The 16,970-nt window shown below is 63.2% G+C and carries 18 protein-coding genes and 1 pseudogene; 2 read left to right on the forward strand and 17 right to left on the reverse strand.

Annotated elements, in window-relative coordinates; translation table 11 throughout:
• Positions 1 to 164: 164 nt before the first annotated feature.
• From IVA87_RS13040 to IVA87_RS13080, 9 genes are all read right to left on the reverse strand, one after another.
• Positions 165 to 512, reverse strand: a complete 348-nt coding sequence (locus tag IVA87_RS13040) for a RidA family protein (protein ID WP_247301501.1) — start codon at positions 510 to 512, stop codon at positions 165 to 167.
• Positions 513 to 526: 14 nt separating this feature from the next.
• Positions 527 to 1,648, reverse strand: coding sequence for an FAD-dependent oxidoreductase (locus IVA87_RS13045; protein ID WP_247301500.1), 1,122 nt, complete (start codon positions 1,646 to 1,648; stop codon positions 527 to 529).
• A complete protein-coding gene (locus IVA87_RS13050; RefSeq protein ID WP_247301499.1) occupies positions 1,645 to 3,063 on the reverse strand; it encodes a (2Fe-2S)-binding protein in 1,419 nt (472 codons plus the stop codon). Before IVA87_RS13050 ends, IVA87_RS13045 begins: the two co-directional genes overlap by 4 nt.
• On the reverse strand, positions 3,060 to 3,356 hold the full coding sequence (locus IVA87_RS13055; RefSeq protein WP_247280232.1) for a (2Fe-2S)-binding protein: 297 nt from the start codon (positions 3,354 to 3,356) through the stop codon (positions 3,060 to 3,062). Before IVA87_RS13055 ends, IVA87_RS13050 begins: the two co-directional genes overlap by 4 nt.
• Before the next feature lie 274 nt (positions 3,357 to 3,630).
• Positions 3,631 to 4,827 (reverse strand): FAD-dependent oxidoreductase, encoded by a 1,197-nt coding sequence (locus IVA87_RS13060; RefSeq protein ID WP_247301496.1) that lies wholly within the window; start codon positions 4,825 to 4,827, stop codon positions 3,631 to 3,633.
• Positions 4,828 to 4,835: 8 nt separating this feature from the next.
• Positions 4,836 to 5,642: an ABC transporter permease gene (locus IVA87_RS13065; RefSeq protein WP_247301495.1), complete on the reverse strand. Its 807-nt coding sequence runs from the start codon at positions 5,640 to 5,642 to the stop codon at positions 4,836 to 4,838.
• Positions 5,639 to 6,514 (reverse strand): ABC transporter permease, encoded by an 876-nt coding sequence (locus IVA87_RS13070; protein WP_247301493.1) that lies wholly within the window; start codon positions 6,512 to 6,514, stop codon positions 5,639 to 5,641. The genes IVA87_RS13065 and IVA87_RS13070 overlap by 4 nt, the downstream gene beginning before the upstream one ends.
• Positions 6,511 to 7,551 carry an ABC transporter ATP-binding protein gene (locus tag IVA87_RS13075; RefSeq protein ID WP_247301491.1) on the reverse strand — a complete coding sequence of 347 codons (1,041 nt, stop codon included), beginning with the start codon at positions 7,549 to 7,551 and terminating at the stop codon, positions 6,511 to 6,513. Before IVA87_RS13075 ends, IVA87_RS13070 begins: the two co-directional genes overlap by 4 nt.
• 27 nt (positions 7,552 to 7,578) lie before the next feature.
• Positions 7,579 to 8,613, reverse strand: coding sequence for an ABC transporter substrate-binding protein (locus IVA87_RS13080; RefSeq protein ID WP_247301490.1), 1,035 nt, complete (start codon positions 8,611 to 8,613; stop codon positions 7,579 to 7,581).
• A 273-nt stretch (positions 8,614 to 8,886) separates the two neighbouring features.
• Here IVA87_RS13080 and IVA87_RS13085 point away from each other — a divergent pair, with 273 nt between their 5' ends.
• Both IVA87_RS13085 and IVA87_RS13090 read left to right on the forward strand, forming a co-directional pair.
• Positions 8,887 to 9,813 carry a LysR substrate-binding domain-containing protein gene (locus IVA87_RS13085; RefSeq protein WP_247301488.1) on the forward strand — a complete coding sequence of 309 codons (927 nt, stop codon included), beginning with the start codon at positions 8,887 to 8,889 and terminating at the stop codon, positions 9,811 to 9,813.
• A 52-nt stretch (positions 9,814 to 9,865) separates the two neighbouring features.
• On the forward strand, positions 9,866 to 10,579 hold the full coding sequence (locus IVA87_RS13090; RefSeq protein WP_247301487.1) for a type 1 glutamine amidotransferase: 714 nt from the start codon (positions 9,866 to 9,868) through the stop codon (positions 10,577 to 10,579).
• Positions 10,580 to 10,786: 207 nt separating this feature from the next.
• Here the strand turns inward: IVA87_RS13090 and IVA87_RS13095 are convergent, their stop codons facing one another.
• The 8 genes and pseudogenes from IVA87_RS13095 to IVA87_RS13130 form a co-directional block, all read right to left on the reverse strand.
• Complete coding sequence (locus IVA87_RS13095) at positions 10,787 to 11,254, reverse strand: nuclear transport factor 2 family protein (RefSeq protein WP_247307089.1); 468 nt, start codon at positions 11,252 to 11,254, stop codon at positions 10,787 to 10,789.
• Between the two features lie 78 nt (positions 11,255 to 11,332).
• A complete protein-coding gene (locus tag IVA87_RS13100) occupies positions 11,333 to 11,764 on the reverse strand; it encodes a YbgC/FadM family acyl-CoA thioesterase (RefSeq protein WP_247307576.1) in 432 nt (143 codons plus the stop codon).
• A 21-nt stretch (positions 11,765 to 11,785) separates the two neighbouring features.
• Positions 11,786 to 12,226 carry a YbgC/FadM family acyl-CoA thioesterase gene (locus IVA87_RS13105; protein ID WP_247307093.1) on the reverse strand — a complete coding sequence of 147 codons (441 nt, stop codon included), beginning with the start codon at positions 12,224 to 12,226 and terminating at the stop codon, positions 11,786 to 11,788.
• A 331-nt stretch (positions 12,227 to 12,557) separates the two neighbouring features.
• A pseudogene (locus IVA87_RS13110) lies at positions 12,558 to 12,683 on the reverse strand (IS630 transposase-related protein); the annotation flags it as partial.
• Positions 12,684 to 13,187: 504 nt separating this feature from the next.
• On the reverse strand, positions 13,188 to 13,388 hold the full coding sequence (locus tag IVA87_RS13115) for a hypothetical protein (protein ID WP_247333764.1): 201 nt from the start codon (positions 13,386 to 13,388) through the stop codon (positions 13,188 to 13,190).
• A complete protein-coding gene (locus IVA87_RS13120) occupies positions 13,363 to 14,586 on the reverse strand; it encodes an MFS transporter (RefSeq protein ID WP_247307096.1) in 1,224 nt (407 codons plus the stop codon). The genes IVA87_RS13115 and IVA87_RS13120 overlap by 26 nt, the downstream gene beginning before the upstream one ends.
• A 20-nt stretch (positions 14,587 to 14,606) precedes the next feature.
• Positions 14,607 to 15,842, reverse strand: a complete 1,236-nt coding sequence (locus tag IVA87_RS13125) for an ATP-grasp domain-containing protein (RefSeq protein WP_247307099.1) — start codon at positions 15,840 to 15,842, stop codon at positions 14,607 to 14,609.
• A complete protein-coding gene (locus tag IVA87_RS13130) occupies positions 15,772 to 16,968 on the reverse strand; it encodes a saccharopine dehydrogenase C-terminal domain-containing protein (protein WP_247307102.1) in 1,197 nt (398 codons plus the stop codon). The genes IVA87_RS13125 and IVA87_RS13130 overlap by 71 nt, the downstream gene beginning before the upstream one ends.
• Positions 16,969 to 16,970: the final 2 nt, after the last annotated feature.

Here is a 16,970-nt window from a genome sequence, read left to right on the forward strand (position 1 = left end):
GGATCACCGATCGATAGTCAATCTTTCGGCCCGACGCGCTGGGGGCAGGGCGTCGGGCTTTTGAAAATCTTCACCAGAACCGTGCGGCAGAAGTGCAGATTCAAGCCGCAGTTTCAAGGAGACGACAGCGCGGCGAGCGCTGACGTCCCTATCGGTCTGCACGATCAGCCCTTCAGGGCGGTGACCACCACCTCGATCAGCGCGCCGCCGCCGAGATCGGCGACGCCGACCGTGGCGCGGGTCGGCAGATTGTCGCCGAAGAACTCGGTCCAGGCCGTGTCCATCTCCTTCTTCTTGGACAGATCGGTGACGAAGATCGAGGCGCTGACCACTCGGCTCTTGTCGGTTCCCGCTTCCTTCAGATAGCTGGCGATCTTGCCGAGGATGTTGCGGGTCTGGTCGCCCATCGAGACCGAGGTGTCGTCGGCGATGGTGCCGCCGAGGAAGACGAATCCATTGGCTTCGACGGCGCGGTGCATGATGGGCGTGCGGATGCTGCGGGTGATGCTCATGATGTCCTCTTGTTCTAGAGCGTGGAAGGATGGAAGCGGTCAATGCCGAGATCGCCGACGCGGGTCTGGGTGCCGCCGTTGACGATCAGCTCCGCCATCACGGCGCCGGCGCCGGGGCCGAGCTGGAAGCCGTGCAGCGAAAAGCCGAACTGGTGATAGAGGCCCACGTGACGTGAGCTCGGGCCGAATACGGGGATGTCATCCTTCATCCTGGCCTCGATGCCGGCCCAGGCCCGCACGATCATCGCACTGCGCATCACCGGAAACAGCTCGAACACGGTGCGGGCGCTGATGGCGAGGCTCTTCCAGTCGAGCACCGTCTCGTTGCGGTCCAGGTTCGGCGTTGCCAGATGGCCGCCGCCGATCAGCACGGTGCCGTTCGAGAATTGCTTGAAGGACAATTTGCGGCCGCGCAGGATCACGACGGGATCGATGAAGTGCGGCACGCGCGAGGTGATCATCAGCATCGGCGCCACGGTTTCGACCGGAACGGGTTCGCCGAGCGCGGCGGCGATCTTCCCGGCCCAGGCGCCCGCCGCGTTGACCAGCACCGGTGCGGCATAGGTGTCCGGGCCGACATCGACGTGCCAGAGACCGCCGCTGCGGCGGATGTTGCCGGCCGCCTCGCCCTCGCGCACGACGACACCGAGCTGCTCGGCCTTGCGGCGGAAGGCTGTCATCGTCTGCGCCGGATTGGCCGCGCCGTCACGGCGCGACACCACGCCGCCGGGACAGGTCTCGGCCACGGCCGGCACCAAGCGCCGCAACTCGGCCGCATCGATCAGCTCCTCATGGGTGAAGCCGAGCGCGTTGAGCTCGGCCACGCGCGCGCGGCAGACCGCCAGCTCCTCTTCGTTCTCCGCGACGAGGACCTGGCCGTAGCTTTCAAAGCTGCAATCGTCGTCGACGAGCTCCGAGATCCTCTCCCAAATCCCCATCGAGCGTATTGAGAGCGGAATCTCGGGGATGTGCCGGGCGAGTTGACGCACGCCGCCGGCGTTGACGCCGGACGCGTGACGGCCGGCATAATCCTTCTCGATCAGCACCGGCTTCATGCCGGCAAGGCACAGATGCAGCGCGGTCGAGCATCCGTGGATGCCGCCGCCGACGACGATTGCATCCACGTTTCTGGTCATCCGCGCACCACCGCCTTGACGTCGGCCTCGCTCTTGGGAACGGCGGCGAGCTCGGCGAGCGTGATCGGCTTCACCGGCGCGCGCAGCCGGTAATAGCCAATCTCCTGCGGGGTCTTCCCGCGGGCCTGCGCCATCAGCTCGGTGACGGTGAGGCCGCAGAGCCGGCCCTGGCACGGACCCATGCCGGTGCGGCGATAGGCCTTGAGCTGGTTCGGCCCGGTCGCGCCGATCGCGACTGCGTCGAGAACGTCCTTTGCGGTGACCTCCTCGCAGCGGCAGACGATGGTATCGCCCGAGGGAATGCGGAACTGCGGCGAGGGGCGGAACAGCGTATCGAGGAAAGTGCGGCCGCGCTCGGCCTTAGCGAGATCGGCACGAAGCGCCGACATTGGCGCGAGCTTCGCGGCAGCCGCGGGCGCCAGTGCTTCCACGGCCGCGCGCGCCGCGATGCGGCCGCGCGCCACGGCCGCGCTCGCGCCGCCGATGCCAGCGCCGTCGCCGGCAATCGCGATGCCGGCGACCGACGAATCACCATTCGCATCGAGCACCGGCGACCAGCACAATTGCAGCTCGTCCCAACGATGCTCGACGCCGGCCGACATCGCCAGATTGACGTTGGGCACAACGCCCTGATGCAGCAGCAACAGATCCGAAGGAATGGTCTCGCGCTTGCCGCCGGCGACATAGCTCACGCTCGCGAGCTGACCGTCGCCGGATGCAGAGAGCTCGGTGACGCCGGAGACGACCTGCACTTTCGCCTTCACCTCGCGCATCATGAATAGCCCCTTGCTGAAATAGGGCGAGGTCAGGAAGGCGAAGGCATGCGGCAGCGCGGCGAAATAATTGCCGCGCTCGGTCGTGTCGAGCATGCGGTCGATGCGGCCGCCGAGGCGCAGGATCTGCGCGGCGAGCAGCCAGAGCAGCGGCCCCTGCCCTGCGATCACCGTGCGTCCGTCAGGCACCAGCGCCGAGGACTTCAGCATCGTCTGCGCGGCGCCCGCGGTCATCACACCGGGCAGCGTCCAGCCGGGAATTGGAAACGGCCGCTCCAGCGCGCCGGTCGCGAGGATCACGCGCTGCGCCGTGACGAAGGCAGAGGCCCCGCCGATCGAGACGGCGATCTCGAGGTTGCGATCGAGGCTCCAGACCGTCGCGCGATGGAGGACCTCGGCATTGCTGGCGCGCAGCGCCTGCACGAGATCGGCGCCCGCCCAATAATCGGCGCCGAGCTGATTGCGCTCTGTCAAGGGCGTCGAGCCAATGGCGCGGAAAACCTGACCGCCCGGACCGATATTCTCATCGAGCAGCAGCGTCGACAGGCCGGCTTCGGCTGACGTTGCAGCGGCCGCGAGGCCGGCCGGACCTGCGCCGATCACCACGACGTCGTAGGCTTCGCGCTTGGGAGCCACAGTCATTTGCCGATCTCCCGCTTGCCCTTTTGGATTTCGATTCTCATGCCCTCTGCGACGGGCACGAGACACCCCTGGCGATTGCCGATGCCATCGATGGTGACGAGGCAGTCGAAGCAAACCCCCATCATGCAATAGGGCAGGCGCAGCGCGCCGCTCACTGCGGTGGACCGCCGCGCATCAACGCCGGAGGCCAATAGCGCCGCAGAGACAGTGTCGCCCTGACGTGCTGCAACGGCAGCGCCATCGACGAAAATCTGCACTTGTGGCCGTTTGTCCTGTTCGGATCGTCTAAACATGGGATGCCCCTTTGGCTCCTTCTCTGAACTTGGTGGAGCATAGGAAAATCAGGTGCGGCCGCGATGGCTTCACCTCTCCCCAACGGGGAGAGGTCGGATTGCGCCTGGCGATGCGAAGCATCGTCCAGTGCAATCCGGGTGAGGGGCCGCAGCGCCCGGTAAGACCGTAACCCCTCACCCGGATCGCATCTTTCGATGCGATCCGACCTCTCCCTACGGGAGAGGTGATTTGAGCTCTGGGCCAGCATCGATTCAAAATCGACCCTCCTATTTTCTAATAACCGCTGTGGTTCGCAGCGCCCGCACCGCCAAAACGACTCGCCGAGAACGCGCCGACCAGTTCCGGCTCGAGCGCGCCCTGCGCCACCATGCGCGCGATCTCGAACGCGTGGTTGGAGGCGAGCGTCACGCCGGAATGACAGCAGGCGACGAAGGCGCCGGGATGCGTCTCCGACTGGTCGTAGATCGGAAAGCCGTCTTGCGGCATGACGCGAATTCCGGCCCAGCTTCTGATAACGTTGAGCCGCGACAGATGCGGAAACATCCGTTGCGCGCGATCGGTCATCACGGCGCTGATGGAATGCTTCAGCGCGCGGTCGTCGAGCTCGTCCTCCTTGCTGTCGCCGATCATCACCGTGCCCTCGTCGGTCTGGCGGATCGTGGTCAGCGGATGTGGCAGGAACGGCATGGTGCGCTCGGTCACCACGATCTGGCCGCGGGTGGGGCCCATCGGCGCGTAGAGCCCGACCATCGGCGCCAGCGTCCGGTTGGCATTGCCGGCGGCAAGCACGACCTTCGCGGCGCGCAGCTCGCCCTTCGGCGTGGTCAGGCGGAATTCGCCGCTGCTCTTGCTGATCGCCGACACCGGACGTTCCGGAAAATAATCGATGCCGAACGCCCTGAAGCCGGTGTGGAAGGCGCGGAACGTGCGCAGCGAATTGACGTGGCCGTCGAGCGGGCAATAGCTGCCGCCGGAAACTTCGGGGCCGATCAGCGGCAGCGACTTCTTCACTTCGGATGCGGAGAGCATCTCCATCTTGTAGTCGGCCGCGCCGACCTGGTTGTGCATGCGCTTGACCAGCTCGGTGCGCTGGCCGAATTCGTCCTCGCCGAGGGTGAGATGGAAGCCGCCATTCTGCTGAAGAGAGACGTCGAGCCCGGTCTGCTGCTTCAGCTCCGACGCAAGTCGGCTCCACGCCTGCGACGCCTGCACGGTCCACACGGTATAGGCGGGCATGCCGAGTCCCTTGCTCTGCACCCAGACCAGCGCGAAGTTCGCACGCGAGGCGCGCTTGGCGATGTCGCCTTCGTCGAGCACCGCGACTTTTTTGCCGAGCCGGCCGAGGCCCCAGGCAATGGCGGAGCCGAGCAGCCCGCCGCCGACGACGGCGACCTCGTATTCAGATTTTTGCTTTGACGCGTTGTCTCTACGCGAGCCGGCGTCCACTTCGCTCGAAAACGCTTTAGACATAGATTTTCCTATCGTCCCGTATCGCCCTTGCCGGCGAGCACACGGTCGAGCCCGTAGAAGCGGTCGAGCAGAATGAGGGCGGTCATGGTGATCGCGATCACGCAGGCCGAGACCGACGTCACCAGCGGATCGATGTTGTCCTGGATATAAAGGAACATGCGCACCGGCAACGTCTCGGTACCAGGCGCCGCGAGGAAGACGGTCATGGTGAGATCGTCGAAGGACTGGATGAAGGCGAGCGCCCAGCCGCTGACGACGCCGGGCAGGATCAAGGGCAGCGTCACGCGGCGGAACAACGTCCAGCCGTTGGCACCGAGCGAAATCGCGGCCATCTCGACAGAAAGATCCATGCCGGTCGCCGCCGCCAGCGTTAGTCGCAGCGCGAACGGAAACACGATGATGACATGCGCGATGATGAGCGCCGCGAAGCTGCCACTCATGCCTGCGGAGGTGAAGAAACGCAGAAAGGCGATGCCGAGCACGACATGCGGAATCATCAGCGGCGACAGGAACAGCGCGGCCAGCGCATCGCGGCCGCGGAAGCGGTAGCGCGCAATCGCCAGCGCCGCAGGCACCGCGAACAGCAGCGCCACCAAGGACGACAACGCGCCGAGCCCAAGGCTGACCCAGAACGCATGGACGAATTCGGGGTAGTTGGCGATCGTCCTGAACCAGCGCAGCGAAAATCCTTTGATCGGCAGCGACAGGAAGCCCTCGGGTGTAAACGCGACGAGGCAGACCACCAGGATCGGTGACACCATGACGATGACGAAGATGGTGTGGAAGATCAACGCCAGCGGCCCGTTCCGTCTCATCGGAACACCTCCGCATAGCGGCGCTCGATCAGCGCATTGCTGCCGACGACGATCAGCACCAGCGCGACGAGAAGGAGCGTCGCGACCGCTGCACCGAGGGGCCAATTCAGCGTGTTGAGAAACTCGTCGTAGGCGAGCGTCGCGGCGACCTTAAGCCGGCGGCCGCCGATGATCGCAGGCGTCGCAAAGGCGCTGGCCGAGAGCGAGAACACGATGATGGCGCCCGACAGCACGCCCGGCATGATCTGGGGCATGATGATGCGGCGGATGATGGTCGCGGGTCCCGCGCCAAGCGACAGCGCGGCGTTCTCGACCTGCGGATCGAGCCGCTGCAGCGCGGCCCATACCGACAGCACCATGAACGGCATCATCACATGCGCGAGCGCAACGACCATGCCGGTTTCAGTAAACATGAAGGGAATGGGGGAGCGGATCACCCCGAGCGACATCAAGAGCTTGTTGACCAGTCCGTTATTGCCGCCGAACAGCAGCGCCCAGCCGAGCGTGCGCGCCACCACCGAGATCAGCAGCGGCCCGAGGATGATCAGCAGGAAGAAGCTCTTCCAGCGACCGCTCATGCGGTTGAGGATGTAGGCTTCAGGCGCGCCGAGGACGGCGGTGAGTAATGTGGTCAGGATCGCGATTCGAAAGGTCCGCCAGAACATTTCGGCGTAATAGGGATCGGTCGCGATCTCGTGCCAGTTCTTGAGAATGAAGACCGGTTCGATGCCTTTGTACTGGCCCCAATCGTGGAACGACAGCATCACGGTCATCGCCAGCGGAATCAGCAGCACGCCGACGAACAGCATCAGGGCGGGCGCAGTCAGAGCCCACGGCGCACGCGCGTTACGTTCCTCGGCGGCCGCGCTCATGCGACGGCCCTCGCACGCACACTCATGTCCTCGGGACGCCAAGCCAGACGCACCGCCTCGCCTTCGGCGGGCTGCGCCTTGCCGTCATTCTGATGGATTACGATGGCGGGCCCGCATTCGCTCTCGCACTGGAACAGCCAGTGATTACCTTGGAAGATGCGGGTGACGATCTTGGCGCTAAGGCCGGCATCGCCGAAGCCGATCCTTTCAGGGCGAATGCTGACAGTGACAGGGCCGCTGAAACCCGCCGGCGCCGGCGCGCTCCAGGAGCCCGCGGTCAGCCGCGCCGGCGTGACGGCCCGATCGATCACCGCCGCAAAGTCGTTGGTCTTGCCGAGGAACTGCGAGACGAAGGCCGAGGACGGCTTCTCATAGGTCTCCTGCGGCGTGCCGATCTGCTCGATGCGGCCCTGGCTCATCACCACGATGCGGTCGGACAGCGACATCGCCTCGTTCTGGTCGTGGGTGACCAGGATCGTGGTGGTGCCGACCGTGCGCTGGATCTGGCGCAGCTCGATCTGCATCTCCTCGCGCAGCTTTGCGTCGAGGTTGGACAGCGGCTCGTCGAGCAGGAGGACGCTCGGCTTGATCACCAGCGCGCGCGCCAGCGCCACGCGCTGCTGCTGGCCGCCGGACATGCGGCGCGGATGACGGTCCTCGTAGCCGGCGAGGCCGACCATCGCCAGCGCGGCCCGGACGCGCTCAGCTTTTTCAGCGCGCGACACCTTGCGCATCTCAAGGCCGAAGGCGACGTTCTCCGCCGCGGTCATGTGCGGAAACAGCGCGTAGCTCTGGAACACGATGCCGAGGCCGCGCTTGGCCGGATGGATCGCGGTGAGGTCCTTGCCCTCCAGCCGGATCGCACCGCGGGTGGGATCGAGGAAGCCCGCGATCATCTGCAACGTCGTGGTCTTGCCGCAGCCGGAGGGCCCGAGGAAGGAGATGAACTCCCCCTTCGTCACCGACAGACTGAAGTCATCGACCACGGTCTGCGCGCCGAACTGTTTTGCGACCCGATCAAGCTCGAGATAGGCCATGCGCTGTCTCCGCTACTGACGATCAGATCAGCGTTCGACCTCGCGGTTCCAGCGCTTGGTCCACTCCTCGCGCTTCTCGTTGATGACGGTCCAGTCGGGATTATAGAGCTTCGCCGCGCGCTCGCCGATCGGTGCCATCTTGCCGAGCTCGGGCGGGATCACCAGCGATTTCAGCACCGGGCCGTAGCCATAGTCCTTCAGCATCACCAGCTGGATCTTGGGATCGAGCAGCATCTTGACGAAGCTCGCGGCCAGCGGAGAAGCGTTGGGCTTGGCGATCGGACATGCCGTCGTCAGCAGCGTCGCAGCGCCCTCCTTCGGATAGACGAAGTCGACGGGGAAGCCGGTATTGGCGAAGCTCTGCACGCGGCCGGTACCCCACACCGCGATCACGGCCTGGCCGGACTGGAACAGCTCGGTCATCTTGCCGGGCGACGGCTCATAGGCGAGCACGTTCGGATTGATCTGCTCCTTGAAGATCTTGAAGCCGGAATCGACGTTGGTCTCGCCGCCGCCATTCATCTTCGACAGCATCACCAGGGCTTCGAGGCCGTAGGTGTTGTTGATCGGGGGGATGACGAGTTGCTTGGCGTATTTCGGATCCTTCAGATCGTTCCACGAGGTCGGCGGCGCCCAACCTTTCTCTTTGAACACCTTGGTGTTGTACATCAGGCCTGTCGCGACGATGCCGATCGCGACCGCACGATCATCCTTGAAGCGGGCGGTGTCGTAGAGATCGGCCGGCAATCCGTCGAGCTTGCCGCAGAAGCCGAGCTGGATCGCTTGGTACATCGGGCCGTCATCGACGATGGCGACGTCGATCTGCTGGTTACCCTTCTGCGCCTGGAGCTTTGCCAGCGTGTCAGTCGAGTTGCCGGCGACGTACTCGACCTTGACGCCGTTCTCCTTCTCGAAAGCGGGGATCACCTCGTCGCGGATCGTCTTCTCGAATGAGCCGCCATAGCCCGCGACATAGAGCGTCTTTTGCTGGGCCGATGCGGCCGACGGGGCGGCAATTAGCGCCGCGATGCTGACCGCGGTCAGAAGGCGAAAAGTCTTCATGTGGACCGATCTCCATACCGGAATGAGGTGACGTGCCGACAAGTCTCCGGCCGAAGCACCTTCCGCATTTCCTTCCGCGCAAACCCTTCTCCGACCAGGGCTCCGGCCCCTGCTCGGCGGGTTTTGGCGCGATTTGGAGGTTTGAACGCCTCCAATCTGCCGAAAAAGCGGGCTGGCTCCAGCTCTGATGAAAAAGATCGCAAACCCAAGCTTCCATCGTCCAATGAATAATGGCACCCTCTGCATGCCGAAATGTTATGAGTGGAATTCGAGATGGCGCGGATCAATTCGCGGCAGGTCGAGGCTTTCCGGGCGACCATGCTGACCGGCAGCGTCACCGAGGCGGCAAAGCTGATGGTGGTGACGCAGCCCGCCGTCAGCCGGTTGCTGCGCGATTTCCAGGCGCTGCTGAAGATGGAGTTGTTCGAACGACGCGGCACCGGTCTCGTGCCGACCGCGGCGGCGATGGCGCTCTACACCGAAGTCGAGCGCTCGTTCGTCGGTCTCGAACGCATCACCGCGGCGGCCGAAGAAATCCGCGGCCGGCGCACCGGCTCGCTGCGCATCGCCGCGCTGCCGGCGCTCGCGAACGGCTATCTGCCGCGGCTCGCCGGGCAGTTCTTGAAGGAGCGGCCCAACCTCAACCTCGCCTTCTTCGGCGTGATCTCGCCGATCGTGGTCGACTGGGTGCTGAACAATCAATGCGACATCGGCTTTGCCGAGGTGCCGATCGCCCATTCCGGCCTGCCGAGCCTGCGGCTGCCGGCGTTGGCGCGTGTCGCGGTGCTGCCGACCGGACATCGTTTGGCGGAGAAGGAAGTGTTGGAGCCGGGCGATTTCGAGGGCGAGACGTTCATCTCGCTCTCTGCGGGATCATCGAGCCGGCACCTGGTCGACCAGGTCTTCCATCGCAGCGACGTTCGCCGCGTGCTGCGGGTGGAGACCACGCTGTCGGAGATCATGTGCGGCATGGTTTCGTCGGGGCTTGGCGTGTCGATCTGCGATCCCTTCACCGCACGGGAATTTGCAACGCGCGGCGTCGTCGTGCGTCGCTTCCTGCCGCGCATCGACTTCGAGTTCTCGGCCGTCTTCCCGGCCCAGCGCAGCCCCTCGCCGGTGGCGCTGGATCTGGTCGAGACCATGCGCAAGGCGCTCACTGAGCTCGAGGACAAGTCCGCAAATGGTTTTGCGCCTGGTTGATTTGGACGCCGTGCGGGTCCCGTTGTATGCTGCCTGCCCCCGCAGGTAGCATATGGCACGCATCACCATCGTCGAGACCGGGCTGGTTCCTCAAGAGCATCGCGAGCGGCACGGCTCGTTTCCGGACATGTTCGAGCGCATGATCCGCGCCGAGGACCCCATGGCTACAATCGACATCGTCAGCATTCCGAATGGGGATGCACTGCCCGATCCGCGCGGCTTGGAGGCCATCCTGATCACCGGCGCGGCGGCCGGCGTCTATGACAGGCTCGACTGGATCGCGCCGCTGGAAGATTTCGTGCGCACGGCTTACGCCAAGAAGACGCCGATGGTCGGCGTCTGCTTCGGCCATCAACTGATCGCACGAGCGCTCGGCGGCACTGTACGCAAGTCGGAGAAGGGTTGGGGCATCGGCCGGCATGTCTATCAGGTGCTGCCGGAGAACGGCGTGATCGACGGCGAAGCCATCGCAATCGCCGCCTCGCATCAGGACCAGGTGATCGAGCCCCCGAACGAGGCGCTGACGATTCTCTCGTCGGACTTCACGCCGCATGCCGGCCTGCTCTACGCCAACGGCACCACGCTGACCGTGCAGCCGCATCCGGAGTTCGACGTGGCGTTTGCACAGGTGTGTTGCGACCTGCGCGACGGCAAGGCGCCGGATGATGTCGTCACAACAGCGCGGGCATCGCTGTCAGAGCCGATGGACAACGCCAAGCTCGGTGGGGCGATCACAAGGTTCTTGACGAGGCGCTCGGCGCCTTAGTCGCACCCACTAGCCGCGAGCACTTCTTCCCTTCTCCCCTTGTGGGAGAAGATGGCGCGAAGCGCCGGATGAGGGGTCTGTCTCAGCGCATCCAAATAAGAATTGAATTCGTGGGGAGAGACCCCTCACCCGGCTTCGCTTCGCGAAGCCACCCTCTCCCACAAGGGGAGAGGGTGCAGCGCGCTCGCCGCCCTATCTCGCGAAACATCAGAACGGATCCGTTCCCAGCCCCGGCACATCCGCCGGCCGCGGCCCCGGCGCGGGCCAGTGAAAGCGGCGGTCCTTCTCGGCGATCGCAATGTCGTTGATCGAAGCCTCGCGCCGCTTCATCAGGCCGTTCTCATCGAACTCCCACTGCTCATTGCCGTAAGAGCGATACCATTGGCCGCCGGCATCGTGCCATTCGTACTGGAAGCGCACCGCGATGCGGTTGCCGTCGAACGCCCAGAGGTCCTTGATCAGGCGGTAGTCGTGCTCCCTCTCCCATTTGCGGGTGAGGAATGCAACGATTGCCTCGCGGCCCTGAAAGACTTCAGAACGATTGCGCCAGCGGCTGTCCTCGGTATAGGCGAGCGCGACGCGCGCCGGATCGCGCGAATTCCAGGCGTCCTCGGCCATGCGCGCCTTTTGCGCAGCGGTCTCTCTCGTGAAGGGCGGAAGCGGCGGGCGCGACATGATGGCCTCATCGGTTGGTTGGGGCCGCAATCTATCGCTGCAATTGGCGGAGTCGATAGGCCACTGCAAATCGGGCGATCACGAAATCTGATCGGCCTTCATCAAGGTGCGGATCGATTTCGGAATCGGCTGCGCGCGGCCGCCGCTGATGAAGGCGACGCGCACCTCCGCTTTCACCAGCACATCCTCAGCCCGGCGCACCTCCTGCGCCAGCATGATGGAAGCGCCCTTCACCGCGATCGGCCAGGTCACGACGTCGAGCACGTCGTCCATCCGCGCCGGCTTCAAAAAGTCCAGATGCATCGAGCGCACCACGAAGGCGAAGCCGGCGCCGTCGGTCTCGGGCTGATCGAATAGCGCCTGCTGCTCGGCGCCCATCAGCCGCAGATGATTGGTCCGCCCGCGCTCCATATAGCGCAGATAATTGGCATGATAGACGATGCCGGAGAACTCTGGCTTGCCAACATCGCAACACAGCGCCTTGATTTCATTGGGACGTTGGAGGGCTATAGCGTAAACAAACGTAGATTTCTATGCTCCTCCCATGGCGAACCGCAGCCCCTTCGGGATACGTTGCGCTTTTCCGCCTGAGATAAACGCCGCGCGCACGCGGGCCGTGACCAAAAGATCGTCCCCGCGCCTGCACTCCTGCAGCAGGGTAATCGACGCCCCCCTTACCTCTTCTGGAACCGTGACAACTTCAAGTAGGTCGTCCAGGATTGCTGGCTTTAGAAAATCGATACTCATCGAACGGACTACGAAAGCAAAGCCTGGCGCATCTTCCTGCGCTTCTTTGAGGAGCTCTTGCTGATCCGTTACGAGCAGACGCAAGTAATTTGTTCTGCCGCGTTCCATGAAGCGCAAGAAATTCGCGTGATAAACAATCTGGCCGGCGTCCGTATCTTCGAAATAGATACGGACCTGCATATGATGGCGGCCATCGCGAATTTCGCCGTCAAGAGATACTGTCACAGGGGGATTTCTCTTATTGCACTTCTCGCACTTCGGAGCCGATTGTCTTGCATAGAGGCACCTTCCTCAGCAAGCGCCATCGCTTTGGGTTTGAACTTTGCTTGGGATGCACCTAGACTCTTGATTGTAGGGACACGCAACACCCAGAGCGACGCGATGCCGGCCGATATGCCACAACGCTTCAATAGCTCTTGTAGCTCGGCGAGCGTGATATCCGGCTTCGCTGTCACCGCGTCTAAGATCAATTGTGCGTGTGCTTAGATGCGCTGCGATTTGCGGTCCCCGCCCTGACGTTTAGGAACGACGTCGCCACTTCCTCGAGGCGACTGCGCCAACGGATCGCGCTGGCCGCGCTGATACCAAAACGCTCAGCAGCCCGTCGACAGGACAAGCCACCGTCAATCGCGGCTACCACCCTCTGGCGAAGATCAACTGAAAACGCGCGCTGGTCATACATGCTGACCTCCTTCGTCAGCATGTCCCTTGAATTTGACTCGTGCCGCTTTGGGAATCCCCACCGATTCATTCCGGTCGGAAAATGCTCTAATTGCCGCCGCTCATGTGCTGGTCAAAGAAAACGGTGAGTATCGGTTGAGTGAATTGAACAAGGACAGTTCGTAGCCAGTACCATGAATGTTTTCTAACTGTGCTTTCGGAGTATCAGGGCGCCTCCTTGGAGCGGGGCGAAAGCCCAACTTCCGAGCCGGTGTTGCTTGTTGTTCCCGCGGTTTATTCGTCGGTTTGTGGGCGCGGTTTGATTGCGATGATGACGATCGGATCCTGCCGATCGAGCCTACAACGGGCGGCCTAAAGTGTGCTCCTATTTCCCCTATCCAACTTCTTTCTTGCCGTGATCAAGCGGAACGAGCATCCGGTGATCGCGCCTCCGTGGAGCTGCACGAGCTAGGTAGAAGCCGCTAACGTGATTGACAGGTAAATGCACCCCTTACGAAGAACGATCTTAGTACTCGGATGGGATGCCCATCTTCACAAATAGCGCAATGGCCAGCACGGAACGATAGCAGATAGCCGTCTTAGAAATAGCTTTGCGCGGCGACTGGGGGCCACCGCGCAGCAGGACCACGTGCTTGTCGAGCCGATCGTTGAAGTCCAGGCCGGCGGTGAAAACGCATTCTCTAGGATCGCTCGACGTCAATGCCATCCTGCGTGGCCTTCCGGCCACCAATATCCAGCATCTTGCTGCGAAAACGGTACAGCCACATCGCACCCAGACCATAAAGGGCGGCAATTCCCGCGAAAGCGAACGTGTTGTGAAGCTCCGCGCTGCCGAGCACAGCGCCAACAAAATTGCCGAGTGCTTCTCCGAGACCCATACCGATGGCGTTGATGCCTAGCAAGGCTAGGTGATCCCTTCCCGGGGTATTCTGGACAAGCAACACCGACAACGACGGCAGGGCGACAATCTCCACGACCGTCAACAATGCGACGGCGAGGTAGAGCGTGAACAGGTTCACGAACCCTGATAGCAGCGCGAAACACGCCAGGACCAGGACCGCCGACAAGATCAGCGACCCGACGTCGTCGACATGCGCGCGCTCGAGCGCCTTCATCAGCGGCATCGATGCCCCTACCACCAAGGCGGCATTGAGGCCGGCAATCGTCCAAACGATTTCCGGGCCGGCCAACAAGCGGCCTAGCATGATCGGCGCAAACGAAAAGATCTGTGCCAGGGCGAACCACGTGAAGGCAGTCGCCACGAATACCAAGCGAAGGTCGGACCGCGTTGCACTGTGCAGCAGCGACTTCCACCACTTGCCGCCGCGGTCCAGTACTGGCAGCTCGTTCCCCAAAAAGGCATGGCAGACTAACCCACCCGACACCATCACCAAGCCGGTGACGAGAAAGGGGGCGCTCGGCGCCATTTGCACGTACAGCAGGCTCGAGAGCAACGGTCCGAGCGCGGCAGCGATATTCGTCCCCACGGCGAGCTTCACTAGCATCAAACGGAGAGATTGATCCTCGCGCAGGCGGACCGTAATTACGCGCAGCAGCAAGCTACACGACCCGTAAGCGGTGCCGACCATAAACAGTCCGAGCGCGGTCCCGACAAACGCGGCGCTCTCCGCCACGATGATATAGCCCGCCCCCATCACGAGATAGGTTGTCGTCAGGGAATAACGCGTGGGAATGCGGTCCAGTAGTGGAGCGAATAAGGCGCGCGACGCTCGGCCGGAAGCGGACAGGAGCAGCAACAGAGTAGCGACCTGAGCCGCCGAGAGCGATCGGTCGAGGAGATAGATGCCGAGCACAGAGAGCGGCGCAAAGTAGCCGTAGTTATTGAGAAAATTCTGGGCGAACACGTTCCAGAACATACGCTGCGTGGGCTTCGGTTTGAGCATGATTGCGCGCGGGCTGTTCATCATTGAACGGTGATGGCGACCGCCATGATCATGCGCTCGAGCCGGTCCTTAACTTCGGTGGCGCTCGCCCCGGTGGCAAGCACATGACCAACGCGGTCGAACGAGTGGCGGACGGGCTTCACGGTGTCACCGACTTTGATCAACAGCGCGGCACCGGCATAGCCAGGCATTTCGGGCAGACGATCATATCCGGTGATTTCCGTCACCCTGCCGGCGGGCGGGACGAAGTATCGGATGCCGGCGGCTCCGCAGTGGGCCGCGGGAAGCATCACCACGCCGGCATCAGCGCACAGCATCTGGGCAAACACGCTGCCGTAATAAGCGATCCCGGTCACGTGCTGTGTCAGGTGCGTAATGTAGTCGCCTCCGGGTCGGGAGTGAATTTCCCCCATGACGATCTCGCCGGCATCGCAAGCCCAGAACTCCGCATGAAACATGCCGAAAGTCAGACCGACGGAATGCACGGCGCTCTGCACGACCGTGATCGCGCGCTCACACAAAGCAGGCGGAAGATCGGCCGGCGCCACATGGCCGCACTCGACGAAATTGCCACCGCCGATCACGAATTTTTGCGTCAAGCTCAAGACCCTCGGCAAGCCACGGACACACAAGCCCTCCGCGCTGAACTCCCGGCCCTCGACGAACGATTCGAGCAAGAAGGGCCGCTCGCTTGCCGGCCTGAGCTGCGCAAGCGCAGTGGCAAGAGCCGTCGCGCTATCCACCAGAAAGACGTTCTCGCTGCCATACCCGATCATCGGCTTAAGGATGAGTTTGCGATGCCGGCGCGAGAGCTCGGCGAACGCCTGATCGATTGCCTCGCCGGATCGGCACAGCCTAGCTTCCGGCTGGGCAAATCCGGCCGCCCGCAAGGTGTCTCGGCAGACAAACTTGTTAGTGGTGCACTCATGCGCACGCTCGCTGGGGCCATTGAATCCAAAGCGGCGAACCAGCGCGGCGATCGCCGGCTGCGCTTTTTCTTTGAAGCTGAATGCTCCGGCAAGAAGCTCGCGTCGGGGATATTTGCCAACCCACCTGAGACAGCCGCTCACATCCTCGAAGTCGAGAGGGTGGACCTCATCGGCGAGATCATGCAATTGAATGGCCTGCTCGAGACGCTTGGGCGTGTCCGTCAACACCACCCGCAAGCCTTGCGCCCGCGCCTGATCATAGAGGTGACGGGACTGAATCTCGCTCTCTCCGCCCAAGACCAGCAGTGCCTTCTTCCGCATCGTCATCACATCTGTCCATTGTTATCTCGACACCTCGACGCTCGAGCCAGTCGAGCATGACCGGCGCTATCTGCGGGGTGATAATGGTCTCCGGATAGTGAAATCCGCCAACGGCTTTTCCGGCGCCCGTCAGCCAGTTGACCAGGAACACCACGGGCAAGCAGGTGGCCAGAGCCATCGAGCGCACGTCGACGCGGTCGGTGAAGGTGAGCCGCAAACCCTGCACAGACCGTCGCCCGTGCCGACTTCCGGCGAGATCGATTGCCAGAAGCGTCTTTGTCTGTTCGTTCTCCGCCAAGCCGAAGGTGCGCTGGGTGGCCCGCTCGAAAAGCTGCTTTGGGGTGAGGCCCGTATTTTGGTCCACGGCATCCTCGGCCAATACGCCGAGTTGATCGAGCAATGCGACCAGTTCGACATATCTGGCCCAACGCAATGTGCGTTGGTCGGCATCGACACCCGGCCGCGACAATTTCGGATGCTCCGAGAGCCGCGGCTGCATCCCGTCATGCCAGTGCTCGAGCACCCCGATGCCGGGCCAAGCGAGTTGTTGAACATCGGAAAACCGCGGAACGACGCAAAGGGCGCCATCGCGGATGCAATAGGCGTCGCGCTTGGCGAGGGGGAGGTGCGAAGTGCCGAAGAGTCTTTTGTAGCCGAGAGGATTGGCCGGGCGTGGCACTACGATCCCACCGCAGCAGATACGAAGGGACTGCACCTCCTCAGTGGATTCCAGCAGATAGCCCGCCAGGATCTCCGTCAGCCCCGGCTCCAGCCCGCAGGGCAGAACCGTCGCAAGACTCGGAGCTTGGATCAGCGCTTGCTGCACGCGTGGCACGTCCTCGGCAGCAGGCCGGCTGATACTCACCAGCAAACCACGTGCAGCGTGGCTCGCTAGGCTCTCGATCACACCCAGCGTGACCGGCCAAGTGGCGGCACAGATCACGACGGGGGCGAGTTCTGCCTGCTGCGGCTGGTCGGTGCACAATATCTCACATTTCCATGCCTCGCGCACAGCCGTGAGCGCGCTCATATCGCGGTCGATGAGGCGGACCGTCCAGTGCGGAAAGGCGTCGCGCAGCAGCGCCGCCATTCCCCTGCCCATCGCACCAGCGCCTATGACGTCCGTCTGCATGT

Source organism: Bradyrhizobium sp. 147 (assembly GCF_023073935.1).
Classification (GTDB): Bacteria; Pseudomonadota; Alphaproteobacteria; order Rhizobiales; family Xanthobacteraceae; genus Bradyrhizobium.